This is a genomic window from Rhodococcus sp. ACT016 (genome assembly GCF_050477185.1).
Lineage (GTDB): Bacteria > Actinomycetota > Actinomycetes > Mycobacteriales > Mycobacteriaceae > Prescottella.
Window position 1 is genome coordinate 5,029,941 of record NZ_JBEAET010000001.1, and the last position, 19,531, is coordinate 5,049,471.

The window sequence follows — 19,531 nt, forward strand, 5'->3', positions numbered from 1 at the left end:
CTTCACGCGAAGACGGGTTGTCGGTTGGGCACGCCTCGATCACGATTCGGGTCTCGACATCATGGCCGTCGCGGTGGGAAGCTGGGTCTCTGTCAGCGGCCCGGCAGTTGTCCGGGCGGGACGGGCATCCGCGGCGTCACCGCCGCGATTCCCGCCGCGGATGCTGCGCGCTGACCCGGCTGCAGGCCGGCGTGATCGGTGACGGCCGTTCGTCGACGATTTCCCGGCACCGGCAGACGTGGACATCTTCAGGAAAACGCCGTGCAATTCCACACCCCCACAGCGAACGACGTCGCTCGCCGATCCGCCGTGCGCCGTTCGCGGGCAGCGATGCGCCTCGCGCCGTGGGTGGCACTGGTCGCCGGGTGCTACTTGCTCGCCGAGGCGGGCGAACGACTCGGGGTTCCCGCTGCACAGCTGATCTGCTCGCTGGCCGTCGGCGCAGCGCTCGCGCTGAGCGGTCTCGTCCGCCGGCCGTTCCCGAAACCCGCGTGGTCCGCTGCACAGGCGCTGATCGGAGTGTTGATGGGCAGCTACCTGTCCGGGCAGGCCCTGGCGGCGGTCGCTCCCCGCGCACTCGCCCTCAGCGCCGCGACGCTGCTCACGATTGCGATCTGCACCGCCATCGCCCTCGCGTTGGCCAGGATGTCACGGGTCAGCACGACCGAGGCGGTGTTGGCGATGGCTCCGGGCGGTTCGGCGGCGATCATCTCCACGGCGGCCGAGCACGGCGCCGACAGCCGGACCGTGGCGGCCGCGCAGTACCTGCGGGTCGCGTTGGTCGCCCTCGCCGCGCCGCTGGTGGTCACGGCCGTCGGCGGCGGGGCAGAAGGGGTACCGGCGGCCGACCTGGGGTCCCCGCGAGCCAGCGGAATACTGACCGCCTCGCCGGGACTGTGGCCGGTGGTGGTGCTGGCGGCGGTCTGTGTGGTCGGCGCGATCGCCGGACGTTGGATGAAGCTGCCGTCTGCGCTGCTGCTGGGCCCGCTCCTCGTGTCGATGCTGCTCACCCTGACCGGCGTGGCACACGGCTTCGCGCCCGCCGGTCCGCTGCGTGATGTGGCGCTGGTGATCGTCGGACTCGAGGTGGGGTTGCGGTTCACCCGCGCCACGATCAGTCACCTCGGACGACTCCTACCGGAACTGTTGCTGTGCATCTCGGGAGTGTGCGTGCTGTGCGCGGGCATCGCCTGGGGGCTCGGGCGCGTGATCGGCATACCGTTCGTCGACGCCTACCTGGCTACGACCCCGGGCGGCATCAACGCGGTCCTGGCCACGACCGCCACCACCAGTACCGACGTGCCACTGGTGTCCACCGTGCAGAGTCTGCGGCTGGTGATCGTGATCCTCACCGTGCCGCTGCTGCTGCGCTGGCTGACGCACCGAGGCAGCAATCACGCGCCATCCGCCGGGGCGTGAGGTCTCCTATGGGCAGTCGGCCGCCCAGCCGTGAGCACGCTCGGGCCGCGTCAACCGGCGAACCCCGGAACCACCAGACCGGACTCGTACGCGATCACCACCGCGTGGGTCCGGTTCTGCGCGCCGAGCTTGGTGAGCACGTTCCCGACGTGTGTCTTCACCGTCTCCAGGCTCACGATGAACGACTCGGCGATCTCCGCATTCGACAGGCCGGTGGCCATCAACCGCAGCACCTCTTCCTCCCGCCCGGTCAGCGCCGCCTTGGGGAACGCCTCGGCGGAGCCCAACGGGCGGGCGGCGACCATCCGGCGCAGCGCCGCCGGGAAAAGGACGGCTTCGCCCGCCGCCACCACGCGCACCGCCTCCGCGATCTGCGGGACCGGAAGCCGCTTGAGTACGAACCCGCTGGCCCCCGCGCTGAGTGCGGCGGTGACGTAGCCGTCGTTCTCGAAGGTGGTGATCACCACGACCTTCGGCGGTTCGGCCGACTCGGCCAGCAGGTGACGGGTGGCCTCGATCCCGTTGCGGCGCGGCATCCGCACATCCATCAGGACCACGTCCGGTCGCAGTCGCCGCGCGTGCTCGACCGCCTCGACGCCGTCGGCGGCCTCTCCGACCACCGCGATCCCCGGCTGCGCCGCGAGCAGCGTTCGCAGACCGCTTCGGGTCACCGCGTCGTCGTCCGCGATCAGCAGTGTGACGGGGGTGCCGGCGGGGCCGGCGGTGGCAGCTCGGTTCGCGTCGGAACTCGCGCCAGAGCCGATCATGCCGACAACCGTACCGGCAGCCTGACCGCCAATCGCCAGTGCTGCGGCCCGTCCGGGCCGGCCTCGATCTCGCCGTGCAGCAGCCGGACGCGCTCGGCAAGGCCGGGCAGGCCGTGCCCCGACGTCGGGAAAGCGCCCGGTCCCGTGCCGACACCCGTCCCCGCCCCGGTCCGGTTGACCACACTGAGCTCGAGGCCGTCCGGCACGGTTGCCACCCGGACCTCGATCGGACCGCCCGCCCCGTGCCGCAGCGCGTTCGTCAGCCCCTCCTGCAGGATCCGGTACGCCGCCCGGGAGGGCGTCCCCTGGACCTGCGCCGGCTCGCCCGACAACGTCAGCTCCACCACCGCACCGGCGTGCCGCAACCGGTCGAGGAGCTCGGGCAGATCGGCCAGGGTCCGGGGCGGCGCTGTCCCCAGATTCTCCTCGCGCAGCACGCCCAGCACGTAGTCCAGATCCTCCAACGCGGACCGGGCCGACTCCTCGATGCTGCGCATGGCAGCCCGTGCCGCCACGGGGTCGGCGGCGAGCACCTCGCCCGCCACCGCCGCCTGGATCGTGGTCGCCGTCAGCGTGTGCCCGATCGAATCGTGCAACTCGTGGGCCAGTCGGTTGCGTTCGGCCAGCAGCATCTCCCGCTCGGACGCCAGCGCGAGCCGCTCGGCCGACGACGGGCCCAGCAGCCTCGGCGCGAGCCACCGCAGGGCGCTCGTCACCACCGCGCACACAGCCACCGCAAGCAACACGCAGCCGAGCGCCGCCGCCCAGGTCCACCAACCCCCCTCCGCCTGGACCGACCAGCCGAACAGATTCACCCTCGCGTCGACGCCGAGCGGAAGGGCGACGCCGGCGACGATCAGCAGACCGCTCACCAGCGCTCCCGTCCAACCCAGGGCCACGTGCAGGAGCAGCCAGAGCGGGGTCCGCCAGCGGTCGGTGCCGGGCGTACCGGCGGCCGGCTCGGTAGCGAGCGCACTCGGGGGCCGGCGCGGGGCCACCGGATCCGGCAACGGAACCGCCAGCAGCCGACGGGTGACCACGATCAGCGCCCGCCGCGTGGTGCGGGCGAGCCCGGTCACGCCTATCAATACCGCCCAGACCAGCAGGGTCAGAAGGACCTGCACTTCATAAGGAGAGGATGGCCACGCCAGCGCCGGCAGCATCGCGAACGGCAGCAGTGGAAGGCTCGCCAACGCGCCCAAACAGGCGAGCAGCATGCCCGAATACGTGGAGCCGCGCAGCAGCGGCCGGAGTGCGCTCATCATGATTCGACCAGTATTGCCGGGCAGCTCGTCGGCGGCCTCCCCCGAACGGGGGAGCATTTTTTCCCGCCTTCCAGCGATGCGCACTCGAGGCCCCGGAAGTCAGGATCGTGTCCTGACCAAGCGATTCACAAGGAGTTTCGACTGATGCGTACTCAGATCCGGCAGGGCCTCCGTTCCTCGACCCCGCAACATGTCGGCAAGCGCCGGGCCGTGTCGGCCGCGGCCGCGGTGGCCTTCAGCGTGATGACACTGGGCGCCCTCGCCCCGCCCGCCGCCCTCGCCTCCGGTTCCGCCGGATCCACCGATACCGCGCCGGACGCCGTAGCGCAGGCCCTCGACACGCTGGTGCGCGAAGACGGCCTGCCCGCCGCGCTGGCGAGCGTCCAGGACCGGAACGGCCGCACCCGCACCTACGCCGCGGGAGTCGGTGACCTGGCCACCGGATCGAAGGTGCCCGACGACGGCCAGGTGCGGATCGGCAGCAACACCAAGACGTTCACGGCGGTCGTGGTCATGCAGTTGGTCGCCGAAGGGAAGGTCGGCCTCGATGCCTCCGTCGACACCTACCTGCCCGGACTCGTCCGAGGAGAAGGGATCGATGGGCGCAACATCACCGTCCGCCAGCTCCTCCAGCACACCAGCGGACTCCCCGAGTACGGCAACTACATCGACGACGACGAGGTCAGGTACCGGTACGCCGAGCCCCGGGACCTGCTCGACATCGCGCTCCAGCACCCGGCCGAGGCGGCCCCCGGGACGGCCTGGGGGTACAGCAACACGAACTACATCCTGGCCGGCCTGATCGTCCAGAAGGTCACCGGCAGGCCCCTCGCCGAGGAGATCGACCGGCGCATCATCGAGCCAATCGGACTACACCACACCTACTTCCCCGACCCGGGTGACATGACCATCCGGGAGCCGCACCCCCAGGGCTACCACAGCAACCCGACGGACAGCCCGCTGCGTGAATTCACGGAGATGGACCCGTCGTGGGGATGGGCCGCAGGCCAGTTGATCTCCACCAACTCCGACCTCAACCGGTTCTTCGGCGCGCTGCTCGGCGGCCGCCTGCTGCCAGCGGCCCAGCTTGCCGAGATGCGCACCACCGTCCCCGTCGACGGGTCCTCCGGACTCGGTTACGGACTCGGACTCACCAGCAGGCCGCTGTCGTGTGGCGGCGTCTACTGGGGTCACGGCGGCGACATCTCCGGGTTCGAGACCCGGGGCGGCGTCACCGACGACGGCCGCGCCGCCGACGTCGCAGTGACCAGCATCCCGTCGACCGATGCGGCCGCGCAGCACGTGCTGGACGCTGTGGACACCGCCCTGTGCGACTGAGGCACGGTCGGCAGCGACCGTCAGGCGCCGAATGCCCTGCGAGGCAACGACCTGCGTCGCATCCGTCAGGATGTGAGGATGGAACACGCGCCAACGCACGCGGACCGGATCGCTAAGATCCTGACCGGACTCGACCGGCTACGAGCAGCCGATCTGAGAACCACTGTGGTTTCGCTCGGCGACCGGGAGGTCATCGGCTACACATGCCGCATCCACGGGGCAGTCGTGCACCGCTACGAGCACGCTGCGCCCGCGGACCCGGACGTGGTCGCGGCATTCGAGAACCGCCTCCGCGTCGGCCTACCGACCGACTACCGCGAGTGGATCACGCGGGTGGGCGACGGCGGCGCCGGACCGATGCTCGGGCTGTTCCCGCTGGCGCACGAGGCCGAGGACGCCGCGATCGACTACGCCGCGGATTTCCGCTTCACCGCCGAGCGCCCCTGCGCGCCCGCCGCCGAGGACGCCGAGTTCCAGTGGTCGGAGAACATCGATCGAATCCACCGCGGTGCGACCTTCCTCGCGAACGAGGGAGACGGCATGTACGACCTCCTGATCCTGCGCGGTCCGGCCGCGGGGCAGGTGTGGTGGCACAGCTACGAGCACGCCGCCGCTCTGCCGGCGCTCCACCCTGACACCCGCGAGCCGCTGACATTCCTCGACTGGTACGAACTCTGGCTCGTCCGCGCCCTCGACCCGGACCTCGATCAGGTGGGGACGTTCGCCGAGTTCGTCGACCACCGCACGAACGACCCGAAGCGGTCTGGGCGCAGCCGAGACTAGCGGGACTTGCGGAGACACCGGCGGCGACCTATGGGTCAGCGGCGCAGGGCTTTTCGACGTCGATCCATGCCATCCCGGAGGATCGTGACCAATCGCCCGGGCCTTTCAGGACCCCCGAGTTCCCTTACACTGGGCCGGCAATGAAGATCACTGGGGGAGCGACCGGTCGTCCGAGGGCCGGCGCGATCGACGAGTCGCTTGTCGTTGCATTCGAGGAGCTGATCGCCGAGAATCCGCTGCGCGAGTTCAGCGTGCGGGCGCTCGTCGCGCGGGCGGGCACCACACCGGATGCGTTCTACCGTCGATATGCATCGCTCGGCACCTCGCCAACTTCAACCCCGCGATCGTGCGGGTTGTGTTGAATCCGACCCTGCTCCCACTGGGAAAGGTGAACTATGAGAGTTGATTTCGAAGAGTTGGAGCTCCGCCTGATGCGCGAGTTCCTGGACGGCGCGTCCGCCACCGAGTGGCTGGCGACGGCACTGACGATGAACTACGACGGCAAGTCCGACCTGATCGCGTGGATGGCCGCACATCCGCGGCTCGACAGGGCCACCGCAACCGCCCTGTACTGGCACTTGCAGCCCGGCTACTACCAGAGGTTCCGCAGCGAGGCCGATGTCCCGGCAGTCAATCGCGCAGGATGGACGAACCTGCACGCGCTGCAGGACCGGGTCTGTTCCGGTGCCGTGCTCGCGGCGGGCGCAACGTTCGACCCGTCGAACGATCTCTCGACGCCGACCGGGAACCCGAAGCACCCAGGGGAGGACTGGACAGCGGAAGCGCTGGGCGCACAGGACGATCCGGGATGGCTGATACCTCCGGCGATGTTCGAGTCCGTCACCGGAGACGACGTCGACATCCGCGGATACGTGGAGTCCAACGGATGGGCCGAGGGGATGCCGCCCGCTGTACTCGATGAACTCGAAACTGCATGGCGGGCCGAAGATGAGGACGACGAATGAAGGTGATGCGATGACCGGCGTGAGTAGCTACGAGGAGGTCGAGAACTTCGTCCGCGAGCGCGCAGCCCACGCTACGGTCCAGGCGCAGATCGAGTTCGGGATCACGGTCACGCGGGAGCTCCTCACAGCGGATGGCGTGGCAGCGGCCGCGGCAGCAGAGCTGACGGAGGCCGGGGCACGCGCCGTGAGCGCGGCGGCCGACGGAGCGAGTACGGCGTCTGCCGAACAACTTCGGGCTTGGATCGTGGAGATCGACGAGGGCGATCTGTCGGACGGCGACATGGATCCGGATCTCCTGCGCGCGATCACCGCGCTCGAGGCGTGGGCCGCTTACCTGGAGCAGCGATCGTCGGAGTGGATCGCCGCACTCGGCATCGCTCTGCTCGAGCAGGCGGACTTCCAGGCGAGTGGGGCTCCGTTGGACGACTTCCTCGCGCCGCCGGAGACTCGGCAGGCGTTCGAGAGGATTCGTGCCACGTTGTCAGGTCGCGCGCTCGACCACACTGCACTTGCACTGGTCGAGGAGTACATCGATGGGGCTCGGACAAGGATCGGAAATGAGTGACGTGGGGCGCGATCAGGCATGGCGGGACGAGCTGATCCGCCTGGGCGGCAGCATCCATCAGGACGAGGCGGGGACGCTGAGCGATGAGGAGGACGCCGTCCAGCAGGCAGGCATCGATCGGTACCTCGCGATGCTCGACGCCCTCGACGGGCGGGTCGTCGACGCGGAAACCATCGAGGCGATCCTGTGGTCGTTGCACCCGCTCGACGACTTCGGCATCTACGAGGCCGCCTACGGCGTTCTCTTGCAGGTCGATCCGGTAGCGGGTGGAGCCACCACCGCCCGGGTGCTGCCGAACTGGCTGGAGTCGCGTGGCAATCACGACAGCATCCGCACCGGCTCGATGCTCGTCACCGGAAGCGAGGACGCGAGCCGCGCGTTCCTCACGGTGGCCGATACCTGGGGCGATGCGCAGCGCGCGCTCGTGCGCCGAACCCTCGGTCACTGGGTCCGTGAGGACGAGGAGTGGGAACCGATCCACGAGGCACTCGGCGGCACGAACACGACGCCGGTGCTCGATCCGATCCCGGACGACTGGCCCGAGGACTGGAGATCCGCCGCCGACGCGTTCCGTGAGAGCGGTCGCGTCGACCGCGCCTGGACGAACGAGAAGGACTTCCCGAGCAATTTCGACCGCGTGTTCGCGCTCATGGAGCTCGGCCACGGCCCGCGCTGGCGGGAGGTGCCCAACTTCCTCAACGCGCTACTCATGCGCCGGAGGAACGAACTCCCGCAGTTCATCGACGCGCTCGCCGCGCTCCCCGACGAGCGCCGCGAACGCATCGTCACGGCCGTCGACGCCGCGCGCCCGGACACCGCCGAGTACCTGCGCGGGCTCTTGCCACGACTCTGACTGTGCTGCAACAGCAGCTGTGGTTCCTGATCTACTTGCCCGATCAACCTGGGTGTTTCAAGATCTTCCACGACAGACGTCCCCGAGATTCCGCGCGAAGACGTCCTGTTCCACCGCTACCCAGTACATCCGGACGATGACGACACTCAGGAGTCAACGTGTGAGCTGTGCAGTGACCTGGTCGGCTCGGTCGGCCTGACCACTGGCGCGCAGGAGTTCGATGAGTTCTCCGGCGGCCTCGGTGCGTTCGTCGCGTTTGCCCACGGCGGTGAAGCCCTCGAAGGCCGATTCCAGCGCCCAGAGCGCGGCGTCGGTTTCGCCGGCGGCGCGTTGCACTCTGCCGGCGAGCCAGAAGGCGTGCGCGGCGTCGACGACCAGGCCGAGGCGGGCGAACTCCTCGCCCGCCTGCATGGCTTCGGCGGCGGGGTTGGTGGCTTCGAGTTCAGCCGGGATCTGCCCGGCCGGGGCGCCCGCGAGTGTGCGGGCGAGCGTGTCGCGCACCGTCGCGACGGTGTGTCCCCGTTCGGTGCGTCGCCGCTCGGCGAGTTCCTCGGTGAGGGCGGAGGTATCGAGCGGCTGATCGGCCCGGGTGAGCAGCGCGGCCAGCGACGTGAGGAGTTCACCGACGGCATCCATTCGAGCGGCGAGCGGCGCCCATGCGGTGAGGACGGCCGCGGTGACGCCCTCCGGTGCTCCGCCGGCTACGAGACGGGGAATCGCCGCGCCGAAGCTCTCGTGCGCGACCTCTTCGTCACCCGACTCTGCCGCGCACTGGGCGGCTTCGGCGAAGGCGAGCCCGGCGCGCTCGAGGAGTCCCAATGCTTCGAATTCGGTTGCGGCGGACAGATACTCCGCGCGTGCAGCTCTGTAGTCCCGTCGCACGGCGAGGGCCTCGGCACGCGCGTACCGTTCATCGCCCGAGGCCTCGACACCCTCGACGCCCTCGACGCCCTCGTCGACTGCGGCCGCCGAGGCGGCACCCGCAGGTGTGGCGGGGGTGGAGGACGATGCTTCGCTCTCGAGATCGAGCGGACGATCCGTGCGTGTCGCGGCGAGGGCCCGGGCGATGAGATCGGCGTAGTAGGGGGTGCCGTTGCGGGCGTCGAACCGCGCGGCAAGCTCATCGGCCTGCCCGCGCACCCACGCGTGCAGAGCGGCGACAGTGCGGCGCTCCGGCTCACGCAAGCCGGTGGCGGCATCGCCCTGGTCGAGGTTGGCCGAGAGCCCCGCCAGCACACCGATGAGGAAATACAGACGCTTCAGCGGCGAGGGAGCCTGGTCGAGGAGCGCAACGTCGTCGTTGCGCAGAACACGCAACGCGCGTTCGAGATGTCCACCGCGGGCGAGCATTTCGAAGCTCTGGCCGCGCGACGACGCGAGTTCCCGGTTGCTCACGTCGAGTGAAGCGAGGGCACGACGATGCTGGTCCAGCGCGAGTTCCGGATCGCCGGTGAGCAGCGCCGAGAGTGCGACGGCGTGGTGGGTAATGGTCGGCTCGAGGTTGCAGCTGTCGTCCTGCGTCAAGCCGAGCGCGACGGCCTCCTCGTGGCGGCCGGTCTCGGTGAAGAACTGCACCTGCCGTCCGATGGTGCAGGCGCGGCAGTCCTCGAACTCGTCACGCAGCCCGGTGATCCAGGCCAGCCGCTCGGCCTCGGCATCCGGATGGCCGGTGTGCCAGGCCCAGCGGAAGCGGCTCATGCGCACCGAGGACAGGCCGTGCCCGGCGATCTCGTACCGTCGCTCCATGTCGTCGAGGAACGCGGCGCCCTGCTCGGCCGTGATCTGCGGGTAGTGCGGGAGGTCGGTGGCGACCCACTTGAACTCCCAGAACAGGTTGTGTTCGTCCTGGCCGTCGAACAGCTCGGGGCTCTCGTCCCAGAGCCGCAGCAGCCGCGCGAACACAACGAACGACTTCGCGCCCTCCCCGGCATAGGTGTACGCCTCGACCAGGTCGAGCAGCGATTCCGCGAACAGTTCCCGGGGCCCTTCCGCCTCGATTCTGCGGGTCAGCGCTTCGGCGGCGGCGATGCGGGCGACTCCGTACGGCATCTGGCTGATGTCGCGGAGCTCGCGGGCAGCAGGGGTGTTCATGGGGTGTCCTCCTGTCGGGGATGGTCTGATTCGAGCGAGGCCGGGCGGAGTGAGGCGTCGAGCAGCACGCCGAGCGCGTCGGAGAGCGCGGCAGATTCCGCGGACCGGAGTCCTTCGCCGGCGAGCATGACGGCGGCGAGGTAGACGGACCGCAAGCCGGCCGTGAACACCTCTCCGTGCGGGGCGGCCAGGAGGCGCCGTGCAACCGGCGCGTCGTCGTTGAGGACGAGAGTGCGGGTGCGGGCCGGGCTGTCGTCCGCGAAAGAGTCGAGCAGCCCGCCCCACAGATCGGGTGACGCGGCGCGTTCCCGGTCGCGTTCACGCCGGTGCTCGGACTCCGAGTCGCGCAACAGGATCGCGGGCACGGTGTCCGGCGAGAAGGTGCGCACGATCACGTCGCAGTCGTCGGCCGCGAGCAGGTCGCGCGCGTCCGCGACCGCCGCGGCGAGCTCCATTTCGCGGGCGACACCCGGCACCCCGAGCACCTGCACCAGGTCGGAACTCTGCAACTCCCGTGCTCGCCAGCCACGACGCTGGGCGAGGCGTTGCATGATGTCGGCGTCGTAGACGTAGCCCGCGTTGACCACGACGAGGCCCTGCGCGCGGGCGACGGTCGCAACCCTCCGGTAGGCCTCGGTGGTGGTCGTGTAGACGATCTCACCATCGCGGGCCGCCTCGGCGAGGGTCAGAGGTCGGTCCGTCGTCTCGAACGGCAGCACTCTCGCTACGAGATCGAGCACATCGGTGTCGGTCAGCGCGAGCGCGCGCAGCGCGAGGTGATGGATCTCGAGCACGGAACGCGCAAGTGCGCTCGGTTCACTCAGCGTGTCGACGGCCCACCGTTTGATCTGCTCACCGAGTGCCTCGCGCACTCCGAGCAGTGCGTCGTCGTCATGGATCTGTTCGCGCGACGCCGTCGGTGAGAGCGTGCTCGTGTCGAGCACGGCCCGGGTGAAGAACGCCCACTCCGGGAGCACGTTGTCGACACGTGGGCCGAGCAGCATCCGCTTGGTGTAGACGCGATGCTGGCCGGAACCCGGCGAAACCGCTTGCGGCAGCACGAAAGCGACCCCGGACACCCCGGCGACGGGAAGGTCGAGATCGATGTGCGCGAGCGGTGTGAACCCGAACGTCCGCTCGCAGTACTCGGCGAGTGCCCGTTCCCGTGCGGTGCGTGTCGGGTGCGTGACGCGCCACGGCAGCTCGGGCTGTGTGATGCGCCGCCACATCGGAGAAGATCCGGCGACCGGCACCTGTACAGCCACGTCGAAGGGGAGCAGCGAACCGTACTCCTCTGCGAGCGAGAGCACGGTGTCGTTCGCGAGCCAGTGTTCGGCGTCCCGGCGAGCGGTCAGCCGCACCGACGTGCCCACCGGCGCATCGGGATCGGTATCCTCGCTCACCTCGAAGGTGCCGTCCGCGCACCCGATCCAGCGGATCGCCGGCGCATCGCGCCGCGCGGTCCGCGACCGCACCTCGATGCGGTCGGCGACCATGAACGCCGAGAGCAGGCCGATGCCGAACTGCCCGATGAACTCGGTCCGCCCGAGCCCCAGCGTCGGGTCGCGCTTCGAGGACCGTCCGATGGTTGCGAGCAGTTCCGCGGCTTCTCCGGCTGTGAGACCTGTGCCCGTATCCATGACCTCGAGAGTCGGCCGCCCGCTCGCGTCGGTGCCGGTGCGCAGCCGGATCGTCGCCTCCGCGGTGGGGTCGAATTCTCGCCGCGCGGTGACGGCGTCGACCGCGTTCTGGACCAACTCGCGCAGGAACACCTGCGGACCGGAGTAGAGATGCCGGGAGAGCAGGTCGACCATACCTGCGAGATCGACTTGGAAACGATCGGACACGAGGCTCCTGAGGTGTCGAGACGGAATCTACGAGCAGTGTGGGCCGTTACTCCTCCTCAGGCCGGTACTGCTCCCACACCTCCGGGAACGTCTCGTTCAGATGCTCGAAGAACGTCATGCCCGTGTTGATGGCGCAGACGAGATGCTGCATGAGCTGGTCGTCGCTCAAACCGTGCTCGTAGTCGACATTGAGTTCGGCGTTCAGACGCACCTTGCCCTCGTCGTCGCGCTCGATATAGGTCTTCGGCCACAGCTTCTCGGAGTTCCACGCGTTGCAGACCTCGAGAGCCCGGACGTAGTCGGAATCGTCGAGCTTGCCCCGCCAGAAACCGCGGACACACAACAACTCTCCGCTGCCACCGTTGACGAAGAAGAAGAAAGATCCATACTCCCAAGTGCCGACGATGTCACCGTCGACGTCGGCACTGTACGACCAACCCGCCCGCTCCAGTGCTGCCTTGATCCGGTCCTGCGAGAGCGGTACCAGGCCGCTCCCGAGGCCTGGTACCGCGTCCTTCGTGAAAAACCCCATAGTGTGCCCCTCTGATCGGTATGACTGTCAGTCGCACGAGCAGTTGTAGCTCGAGCTACCGACACTCGCGCATCCGGCACCGCGATAGCGGTAACCGCCTCGAGCTTCGGCCTGCTCGCGGTCATGAAATCGGGGTCACCGCATCGGGCCCGAGACCGCTGCCGTTCCCACTCGCGCGGCGTTGCGCCGCTCCAGCCCGACGACATGTGCTGTCTGCCTTGGAGACTGATCACGGCGTGGCGTCCTCATCGATATCGAACCGTCGGCCCGTACTACCGACGACAATGCGGAGGTGACCGAAACATGCGACCAGTGCGGGTTCTCCTACGTCCTCAGTGAAGCCGCGATCGCTGCCGAGAGCATCCAGGATCGTGTCACCGAGGTCGTAGCAATCTTGCGAGACGTCGATATCGACCTGAGATCCCGACGGCAGCCCGAGGTGTGGTCGCCGCTCGAGTACGGATGCCACCTGAGGGACGTCCTGCTCGTGCAGCGCGAACGAGTGCTCGCCGCTCGCCGTACGGACCGACCCGACTGCTCACCCATGGGTCGCGACGAGCGGGTACTGCACGACGGATATGCCGAGCAGCGGCCGGGCGATGTAGCCCGACAGCTCGCGGACGCTGCACAGATGTTCGGCAACGTCCTGAGCCGATTGGATGAGGACGACTGGAACCGCACACTCGTCTACCACTACTCGGAAGCCTGTGAGAGGTCCCTGCGCTGGGTCGCAGTGCACACGGTGCACGAGACACAGCACCACCTCCTCGACATCCGCCGCCAGGTGTGACCACGCGCGGTACGGCTACCTCGTGATCAGCGTGAGCGGCGACCGCTGGTACATGCACTATTTCCCGGCGGAGGGTGACCCCGGCGCGTTCGTCGCGGGAGATCAGCCGGAGGCGCCGGGAACACGGCGGCGGCCGTGTGGCCCACACGCGCGGGACACATTTCGAACATACCGCTCGAAACACTCGAAATCAGCTAGCACTCATCATAATTCGTTGATCACTTCACACGATCCGAAATCCGCCACTACCGGTGCTCGGAGCCCCATTTCGGAAGTCAGTCGAGGACGGACCCTGCTACGGTCCAATGACCAAACGGCCTGTCGCTATTCGCCGAAGAGGGGAGTACCGCAGAATGGGAATACCTAGACGACTGTTCGCCGCCTCAACCGTCGCCGTGGCGATGGGCTTGTCGACGATATCGGGTGTCGCCGCGGACGCCCAGACGCAATACCCAGTCCCCTACGGATACCTGGCCGGCCTGACCGCGCAGCTGACCCACCCCGGTCAGGCACCCCCCGGCGCCGACGACTGGACCTGCCGGCCTACCCCCGCACATCCGAATCCGGTTGTGCTCCTTCACGGCTTCGCTTCGACCGACACCTTGACGTGGCAGACGGTTTCGCCTCTGCTCGCAAACGAGGGGTACTGCGTATTCAGCACGACGATCGGCAAGACCGCCTTCGGGGACAGCGGAGGGTTTGCGAGCGTGCCGGACACCGCGAACGAGGTCAGCGACTACATCGAGCGGGTCCGAGCGGCCACCGGAGCCGCCAAGGTCGACATTGTCGCGCACTCCGCGAGTGGCGCGACCGCGTTCTACTACCTCACCAATCTCGGTGGTGCCGGCCGGGTCGGCAATCTCGTCACCCTGGGTACGCCGTTCCACGGATCCGACCTCGATGGCAGTGCCATCGCGCTGCGTGTGCCAGGCGTGAATGACGCACTCGCGGCGGTCTGCGCACAGTGCAGTCAACTCGCAGCCGGATCGCCATTTCTGTCAGTGCTCAACCCTGATCCGAACCGGGTACCGGCGGTGCACTTCACCGCGGTCGTGTCCCGATATGACGAAGTCGCCACCCCTTTCACCACAGGGCTGCTCGCCGACGCACCGAACGTCCACAACATCGTTCTGCAGGACCCATGCCCCGGCGACACTTCCGAGCATCTGCAATTGCCGTCCGACCCCGCCGCCGTGGACCAGATCCTCCATGCCCTCGACCCAGTGCGTGCCGCGAGCTGCTCCGGATCTCCGTCGGTTCCATAATGAGGATGCTTTCGGGTGGCTACGACCCGCTCAGCGATGTCGGACACCGGGAGTTCACCTTCGACGCCGAGGTACGCACAGCCTTTCGCGGAAGCACAAGATGGCCCGCCGAGCCCTGATCCACCAGCGTTGATTCGGATCTGATTCTCGCCGGATTCTCTCGAACGGGTTGCGCCAGGCCGGTTCCCGATACCAGTGAGTCGGCAGATGCAGGGTCGAACAGCCGAGCAGCAGCTGTAGGTTCCGGATCCACTTGTCCGAGCCACCTTGGACTTTCGAGATCTTCCACGACACTTGTCCACGAAATTCCGCGCGAAGATGTCCTTTTCCACAGCTGGGATCCGAGTCGATGCCAGATCATCGCGGCCACGCTTACTCTCAGTCTTCGCCGTCACCGTTCCGCAAGCCCAAAACCCACCGTGGCGGACGCCGCCAGGCACTCGGTGCCAGGTTCCTGCCGCCCCATTCGGGTCTCAGGCAGCCCTGCGATTGGCGCAAACACGCCGGCCTCCGGCTTATGTGGCGTGGCGCGCGTACTCGAACCGACGTTCCCCCGAGCTAGGGGTGTTCGATCGATCCGCCTGCACAGTCCCCTGACTCGGAGGGGCACAGATCCCTGACTGCACGGCTCAGAGGAGTCCTGTTTGACGATCTGAATGGAGCGCTCACTTCTCGTCCGAGCCGGCGCACTGGCCATCGGACTCATGACACTCGGCTCGGGCATCGCCAACGCCCAGGACGCCTGGCCAGTCGATCCGGGCGAGGGTAACGCCGTTCGTCCGGAGAACGCGACGAACTACGTGCTGATGCCTGACCAGCCCGAGTTCTGGAATCCGACGGTCAACATGACCCGCGTCGTCTCCCCGTACGGGCGAACCACCAAGATCGTCTGCACCGGCTATCGCGTCGATACCTCATGCTGGCAGGCCGATCCGGCAGGAAACCCACACAAGCTCAACCTCGTCTTCAGCATGGGAGCCTTCGGCTCCCTCGCTTCGAACCCCGCGTCGAACGCTTCATCTACCCGGGAATGATTCCCGGCGCATAGGCGACGACTACCCGGCATCTTGCGACGAAGGCCCCCACGGACTGCCATGGGGGCCTTCCTCGTTCGGGCCGCGGAGATGTCCTGTCATGTAGGTCCATAGTCAAACAGGACACCTCTCGAATGCCTGCGGAGTACCTCAGGCTTGGTTCCACATCTCCGTACCGATCGGTGCGCTTTGATTCCCGCCGAAACCGGCTCGCTCCCGCGGGTCGCGGCCGAGAGGGGAACTAGGCCCCGATCAGTTCTTTGGCGGCCGACACGGCGGCCGGACCGTCCAGAGACGGCATGTCATCCCACTGCCCACCGGTGATCGTCACCTTGACATCGGGAGTCTCGACCGTCGTGACGATCACCCCGGCGACGGCCGTCGTCACCGGGAGGGTGTAGGCGACGCCACCGGTCTTCTCGAGTTCGGCGTCCGGAAGGACGACGAGCTGGCCGGCCTCGAGGTCCCGCACGGCCGAGACCTCTCCGGTCCCGGGCTCGATCAGGACCTCGACGACACGGATCTCGCTCAGATCCGTGGCGCCGTCGGGGATCTCCCAGTTGCACAGCACGCCGTACTCGTCGACCGCGTTCGACGGACTCTCCTGCAGCCCAGCGATGTACGGTGCGACCGCAGGGGCAACGTCGCTGCAGCTCGCGAATCGCGCCAGCGCGTTCGCTCCCGAGGCGCTTACCGCGTCCTCCTGGGCGACCGCGGTCCCTTCGGCCCGGGCGTCCTGGGCCGCTTTATCGGTGTCGTCGGAACCGCAGGCACTGACTGCTGCGGCGAGAAGAAGCGCCACAGAAACAAACCGAGCATTTCGGATCATGTGGGCAATCTATCAAGGTGGTCGGTCGACCGAGAGCGCCGATCGCGGGTCATCGTCGGATCATCGCTGCTGGAACGAGGGGTGTTCGGGCAGCTTCGAGCAACCGGGAAAGCGGTGATCGCACTCGCTGCCACACATCGCGTACTGCTGCGGGCTGCCACACACGTGATGATCGAAGTCCGTCCGCTCGCCAAAATAGCTGCCGTCGTCCCACCACTCGTGATGTCCGCACTCCGCGCATGTCAGCTCGTTCTTCATGCCTCATGGATCGCCGACGCCTCTGCGGCCCTGGTTGACCGGGCCGCACTAACGATCGAGGGAGAAAGCGCAGGGATGACGGCCGCACTGACAACATAGTGGTCGGCCCACAATCCGGCCTGCTCAGCGATCGTCATACAGGACACCCTGGCGCTGCGTCGAAAGCGGCACGCGACTGAGCGACGACAATGCGGACGACGCAGCCGGAAGGGGACGGGATGAAGGAGAGTCGTCGGACGATCCTGACTACTGATCGACTGAGGATCGACGGCTGTGGAGTTCGGCGGGAAGTGGGGTTGGCCCGATCTCACGCACCAAATGAATGAGCTAACTCAGGTGGGAACCTAGAGCTCGACGACCACACCCATATTCCATCTTGCCGAAGGAGAACACGCGGCCGGGTCGCTGGCCCTGGACGCCTTCCACCCCGGCCGCAGCGACATCGACATCGTCCTGCTCTGCCGCGGCCCCGACGGCCCAGCCATGGCATTCCGGCAGACCCATCGACCCGCGGACCGCCCGGCGGCCAACGGGACGTTCTGGTACGGACTGGACCGCAGCATCCTGCACCAAAGCGGCCGGGTGTTGACGGGACCGCCGGCCTCAGAGGCCTTCGCCGAGCTACCACCGGAGGAGCTACAGAGCCTACTGGTCGACTCGCTGCACTGGTGGATGGCGCTGCCCAGCCAGGCCGACGACCAACCTGCAGCCGGAGCCGATGACGCGGTCCTGGGGGCCTGCCGCGCGCTGGTCCGGCATCGCTACGGGAGGTGGCTGTCCAAAGTCGACGCCGGCCGCCAGCTACTCAGGGCCGGCTACCAGCCGGTCGAGACGATCGAGCAGTCCATCGCAGCACGCTCCGGTTAGCCCCGACCCTCAGGCCGGCAAGCACGGACTTTCCAGGAAGGCGTTCTGCACGAGCTCTTGGCTGCGACCTAACGGCCCGCATGACCATCGCCATACAGGACACGCACAGCCCCGGCCGAAAGGGGATCCGCCGCTTGCCGACCGAGCGCCGGAAGCCCCTCAGCTCTGGAACAACCGCGGCGCCAGGCACGTCCGTTCCGGCCCACCGGTCCACGACGACCTCGTCGAACGAAACTTCACCGCCGATGAGCGGAATCGATTGTGGCTCACACTTTTGCCGGAGCCCTGGGGGTGTAGCGGACTACACCATTAATCGGGGGGACTGCTCTAATGCGTGCGCCCAAGCACACGAGCAGAGTGGACGACGTAAGGGCAGCCCCCAGACCAAGGCTGCCGATCACTGTTCAGCACAGGAGGCACCACCCTATGAAGGCCACGCTCTGGATTCTGCTCGTCATCGCTCTCTGCGCGACCGTCTACTTCACCAACTTCTCCGACCTCAGCGGAAACACCGCGATCATCAGCCGGGCGGTGTCAGCCATGGTCGCCGCCGCCGCCGGAGTCGGCCTGTGGCTGATACGCGGCGAGAAGGACGCCTCCTAACGGCCTCAATAGAACTCGCCGCTGGCATTCGTTCTCCGGAACCACATCTCGCGCACTGCCCTGGCTCCCAAACGCAGACCAGCTGAACATCGCCGGCACATGCCTGTCCAGGGTGCATCAGCGCCATCGTCACGCCCCTTGTACTTCGTCCGCCCTCCCGCCCCTCTTGGCTTCGTCCGATTCGCGATCGCATTGCTGCGGCCGGCAATGCCCGCGACGAACTCCACGCGATTCCCTGCACGGCAGGAGATGCCGCACAGCGGTGTTGATCGCGCAGAAGCCATCCGCCGAAATCTTCGCTGACCGCAATTGGTTTCCGTGGGCGGCAGGCCGACGGGTACCGGCCTAGCGGCCGCTGACTTCGGCAGGAAGTCACACCGTTCGGCGTGCGACGTTTCCAGAGTCCACCCACAGCCTGAGGTCGATCTGGCTGCGCCGGTTGGCGGTTCGAGCGGGGACGCAGACCTGGGCGAGCCAGCGGCCATCAGCGACGCGGAGCCAACAGCACAAGGTCGCGGGCATCTGGGATTCGAGTTGGACGCCTCCGGATCTCTCGCCTATTCACCGTTGTTGCGGCGAGGTAGCGCTCTACGACGGATGGAGACCACTTGATTCGGATCCCACGTGCATCAGTGGAGCACCCCTGTTCCTTTGATTGATCAGGGCGGACCCGGCACCCCGCACGTAGACAACGACCACGGCTCCCCGGTCCGGTTCGAGGTGGCTGCGGGCGGTGTCGTTCTGGGCGACGGCGACGGCGGCTACACCGCGATCGCTGCCGGCGCCGCACATTCCCTCGCGCTGGATGCGCGGACGGCACCGACCCCGTCGGGCACTGCGCCCGTCGGGTTCGTCCGCAATCCCTACAGCCACACCTTCACGGTCACCGGGAACCCGGCCCCCACCGTGACCGTCACCGCCGGCGCACTGCCCGACGGCCTGACCCTCTCCGCGGACGGGGTCCTGTCCGGAACCCCCACCACCGGTGGACGGTTCGAGTTCACCCTCACCGCATCGAACGGCGTCGGCGCCGACGCGGTCCTGCCTGTCGCCGTCGCCATCGAAAGCATCTCGACCGGGCCAATGCCAATCGGCAGCCTCGGCTCCCTGACCTGGACCTCCTGACCCACCACCGTGTGAACCAGGCTTGTGGCCGCCACCCACCAGGGTGGCGGCCACACGCCTTTTGCGCCGATACGACGCGGTACTGCACGCACTACTCGATCGCGGCTTCCCACAGCGAGGGGGCTGCGACCTGACCACTCACGTCCACCCCACGCGGGCCCGCCACTTCCAGCGATCAGAACCGCGCCATCTATCTCTGAAGATCACAGGCGCAAAGCTGCCCAATTGGGGTGTCCTGTTTGACGATCGCCTACCGGAGCAGGACTTCAGCGGACGAGTCGTTCGATCGACATCCTCGTCAAGCTGTTACGCCCAGTCCTGGTTACCCGTCCTGC

19 protein-coding genes are annotated in these 19,531 nt (G+C 67.8%); 13 read left to right on the forward strand and 6 right to left on the reverse strand.

All coding sequences use genetic code 11. From position 1 onward, the window contains the following. Positions 1 to 261: 261 nt before the first annotated feature. The gene (locus ACQ5DX_RS23055; protein ID WP_430334799.1) at positions 262 to 1,419 is read left to right on the forward strand and encodes an AbrB family transcriptional regulator; all 1,158 of its coding nucleotides are present in this window, start codon (positions 262 to 264) and stop codon (positions 1,417 to 1,419) included. 50 nt (positions 1,420 to 1,469) lie between these two features. On the opposite strand, the gene ACQ5DX_RS23060 is transcribed toward ACQ5DX_RS23055, so the two are convergent. Next, a complete protein-coding gene (locus tag ACQ5DX_RS23060; RefSeq protein WP_430334800.1) occupies positions 1,470 to 2,186 on the reverse strand; it encodes a response regulator in 717 nt (238 codons plus the stop codon). Further along, positions 2,183 to 3,508: a histidine kinase gene (locus tag ACQ5DX_RS23065; RefSeq protein WP_430334801.1), complete on the reverse strand. Its 1,326-nt coding sequence runs from the start codon at positions 3,506 to 3,508 to the stop codon at positions 2,183 to 2,185. Before ACQ5DX_RS23065 ends, ACQ5DX_RS23060 begins: the two co-directional genes overlap by 4 nt. Positions 3,509 to 3,595: 87 nt before the next feature. Between ACQ5DX_RS23065 and ACQ5DX_RS23070 the strand changes: the two genes are divergently transcribed. From ACQ5DX_RS23070 to ACQ5DX_RS23095, 6 genes are all read left to right on the forward strand, one after another. Further along, entirely contained in the window at positions 3,596 to 4,789 is a 1,194-nt protein-coding gene (locus tag ACQ5DX_RS23070) for a serine hydrolase domain-containing protein (protein WP_430334802.1), read from the forward strand. A 78-nt stretch (positions 4,790 to 4,867) separates the two neighbouring features. After that, positions 4,868 to 5,572, forward strand: coding sequence for an SMI1/KNR4 family protein (locus ACQ5DX_RS23075; RefSeq protein ID WP_430334803.1), 705 nt, complete (start codon positions 4,868 to 4,870; stop codon positions 5,570 to 5,572). A 140-nt stretch (positions 5,573 to 5,712) separates the two neighbouring features. After that, complete coding sequence (locus ACQ5DX_RS23080) at positions 5,713 to 5,934, forward strand: TetR family transcriptional regulator (RefSeq protein WP_430334804.1); 222 nt, start codon at positions 5,713 to 5,715, stop codon at positions 5,932 to 5,934. Between the two features lie 33 nt (positions 5,935 to 5,967). After that, the gene (locus ACQ5DX_RS23085) at positions 5,968 to 6,537 is read left to right on the forward strand and encodes a DUF4274 domain-containing protein (protein ID WP_430334805.1); all 570 of its coding nucleotides are present in this window, start codon (positions 5,968 to 5,970) and stop codon (positions 6,535 to 6,537) included. Between the two features lie 10 nt (positions 6,538 to 6,547). Next, positions 6,548 to 7,102: a hypothetical protein gene (locus ACQ5DX_RS23090; RefSeq protein WP_430334806.1), complete on the forward strand. Its 555-nt coding sequence runs from the start codon at positions 6,548 to 6,550 to the stop codon at positions 7,100 to 7,102. Further along, a complete protein-coding gene (locus tag ACQ5DX_RS23095) occupies positions 7,095 to 7,955 on the forward strand; it encodes a hypothetical protein (RefSeq protein ID WP_430334807.1) in 861 nt (286 codons plus the stop codon). Before ACQ5DX_RS23090 ends, ACQ5DX_RS23095 begins: the two co-directional genes overlap by 8 nt. Positions 7,956 to 8,108: 153 nt before the next feature. Here the strand turns inward: ACQ5DX_RS23095 and ACQ5DX_RS23100 are convergent, their stop codons facing one another. The 3 genes from ACQ5DX_RS23100 to ACQ5DX_RS23110 are packed head-to-tail and all read right to left on the reverse strand — an operon-like array spanning position 8,109 to position 12,425. Continuing rightward, on the reverse strand, positions 8,109 to 10,046 hold the full coding sequence (locus ACQ5DX_RS23100) for a hypothetical protein (protein WP_430334808.1): 1,938 nt from the start codon (positions 10,044 to 10,046) through the stop codon (positions 8,109 to 8,111). Then, positions 10,043 to 11,893, reverse strand: coding sequence for an HSP90 family protein (locus ACQ5DX_RS23105; RefSeq protein ID WP_430334809.1), 1,851 nt, complete (start codon positions 11,891 to 11,893; stop codon positions 10,043 to 10,045). The genes ACQ5DX_RS23100 and ACQ5DX_RS23105 overlap by 4 nt, the downstream gene beginning before the upstream one ends. Before the next feature lie 46 nt (positions 11,894 to 11,939). Continuing rightward, positions 11,940 to 12,425 (reverse strand): YbjN domain-containing protein, encoded by a 486-nt coding sequence (locus tag ACQ5DX_RS23110; RefSeq protein WP_430334810.1) that lies wholly within the window; start codon positions 12,423 to 12,425, stop codon positions 11,940 to 11,942. Positions 12,426 to 12,717: 292 nt separating this feature from the next. On the opposite strand from ACQ5DX_RS23110, the gene ACQ5DX_RS23115 reads away from it, so the two are divergent. The 3 genes from ACQ5DX_RS23115 to ACQ5DX_RS23125 all read left to right on the forward strand — a co-directional run bounded on the left by ACQ5DX_RS23115 (position 12,718) and on the right by ACQ5DX_RS23125 (position 15,514). Continuing rightward, the gene (locus ACQ5DX_RS23115) at positions 12,718 to 13,215 is read left to right on the forward strand and encodes a DinB family protein (RefSeq protein ID WP_430334811.1); all 498 of its coding nucleotides are present in this window, start codon (positions 12,718 to 12,720) and stop codon (positions 13,213 to 13,215) included. A gap of 353 nt (positions 13,216 to 13,568) precedes the next feature. Next, positions 13,569 to 14,480, forward strand: coding sequence for an esterase/lipase family protein (locus ACQ5DX_RS23120; RefSeq protein ID WP_430334812.1), 912 nt, complete (start codon positions 13,569 to 13,571; stop codon positions 14,478 to 14,480). Between the two features lie 704 nt (positions 14,481 to 15,184). Continuing rightward, positions 15,185 to 15,514: a hypothetical protein gene (locus ACQ5DX_RS23125; protein ID WP_430334813.1), complete on the forward strand. Its 330-nt coding sequence runs from the start codon at positions 15,185 to 15,187 to the stop codon at positions 15,512 to 15,514. 241 nt (positions 15,515 to 15,755) lie between these two features. On the opposite strand, the gene ACQ5DX_RS23130 is transcribed toward ACQ5DX_RS23125, so the two are convergent. Continuing rightward, positions 15,756 to 16,316: a hypothetical protein gene (locus tag ACQ5DX_RS23130; RefSeq protein ID WP_430334814.1), complete on the reverse strand. Its 561-nt coding sequence runs from the start codon at positions 16,314 to 16,316 to the stop codon at positions 15,756 to 15,758. Between the two features lie 768 nt (positions 16,317 to 17,084). On the opposite strand from ACQ5DX_RS23130, the gene ACQ5DX_RS23135 reads away from it, so the two are divergent. The 3 genes from ACQ5DX_RS23135 to ACQ5DX_RS23145 all read left to right on the forward strand — a co-directional run bounded on the left by ACQ5DX_RS23135 (position 17,085) and on the right by ACQ5DX_RS23145 (position 19,196). Next, positions 17,085 to 17,468: a hypothetical protein gene (locus tag ACQ5DX_RS23135; protein ID WP_430335821.1), complete on the forward strand. Its 384-nt coding sequence runs from the start codon at positions 17,085 to 17,087 to the stop codon at positions 17,466 to 17,468. A 426-nt stretch (positions 17,469 to 17,894) separates the two neighbouring features. Beyond that, the gene (locus tag ACQ5DX_RS23140; protein WP_430334815.1) at positions 17,895 to 18,071 is read left to right on the forward strand and encodes a hypothetical protein; all 177 of its coding nucleotides are present in this window, start codon (positions 17,895 to 17,897) and stop codon (positions 18,069 to 18,071) included. 651 nt (positions 18,072 to 18,722) lie between these two features. Further along, a complete protein-coding gene (locus ACQ5DX_RS23145; protein ID WP_430334816.1) occupies positions 18,723 to 19,196 on the forward strand; it encodes a putative Ig domain-containing protein in 474 nt (157 codons plus the stop codon). Positions 19,197 to 19,531 lie beyond the last annotated feature (335 nt).

Bases quoted from the DNA above. Each gene is read 5' to 3' on its own strand.
- ACQ5DX_RS23060 (WP_430334800.1), bottom strand. From the start codon at position 2,186: ATGATCGGCTCTGGCGCGAGTTCCGACGCGAACCGAGCTGCCACCGCC.
- ACQ5DX_RS23065 (WP_430334801.1), bottom strand. From the start codon at position 3,508: ATGCTCCCCCGTTCGGGGGAGGCCGCCGACGAGCTGCCCGGCAATACT.
- ACQ5DX_RS23070 (WP_430334802.1), top strand. From the start codon at position 3,596: ATGCGTACTCAGATCCGGCAGGGCCTCCGTTCCTCGACCCCGCAACAT.
- ACQ5DX_RS23075 (WP_430334803.1), top strand. From the start codon at position 4,868: ATGGAACACGCGCCAACGCACGCGGACCGGATCGCTAAGATCCTGACC.
- ACQ5DX_RS23080 (WP_430334804.1), top strand. From the start codon at position 5,713: ATGAAGATCACTGGGGGAGCGACCGGTCGTCCGAGGGCCGGCGCGATC.
- ACQ5DX_RS23085 (WP_430334805.1), top strand. From the start codon at position 5,968: ATGAGAGTTGATTTCGAAGAGTTGGAGCTCCGCCTGATGCGCGAGTTC.
- ACQ5DX_RS23090 (WP_430334806.1), top strand. From the start codon at position 6,548: ATGACCGGCGTGAGTAGCTACGAGGAGGTCGAGAACTTCGTCCGCGAG.
- ACQ5DX_RS23095 (WP_430334807.1), top strand. From the start codon at position 7,095: ATGAGTGACGTGGGGCGCGATCAGGCATGGCGGGACGAGCTGATCCGC.
- ACQ5DX_RS23100 (WP_430334808.1), bottom strand. From the start codon at position 10,046: ATGAACACCCCTGCTGCCCGCGAGCTCCGCGACATCAGCCAGATGCCG.
- ACQ5DX_RS23110 (WP_430334810.1), bottom strand. From the start codon at position 12,425: ATGGGGTTTTTCACGAAGGACGCGGTACCAGGCCTCGGGAGCGGCCTG.
- ACQ5DX_RS23120 (WP_430334812.1), top strand. From the start codon at position 13,569: ATGGGAATACCTAGACGACTGTTCGCCGCCTCAACCGTCGCCGTGGCG.
- ACQ5DX_RS23125 (WP_430334813.1), top strand. From the start codon at position 15,185: ATGACACTCGGCTCGGGCATCGCCAACGCCCAGGACGCCTGGCCAGTC.
- ACQ5DX_RS23135 (WP_430335821.1), top strand. From the start codon at position 17,085: ATGGCATTCCGGCAGACCCATCGACCCGCGGACCGCCCGGCGGCCAAC.
- ACQ5DX_RS23140 (WP_430334815.1), top strand. From the start codon at position 17,895: ATGAAGGCCACGCTCTGGATTCTGCTCGTCATCGCTCTCTGCGCGACC.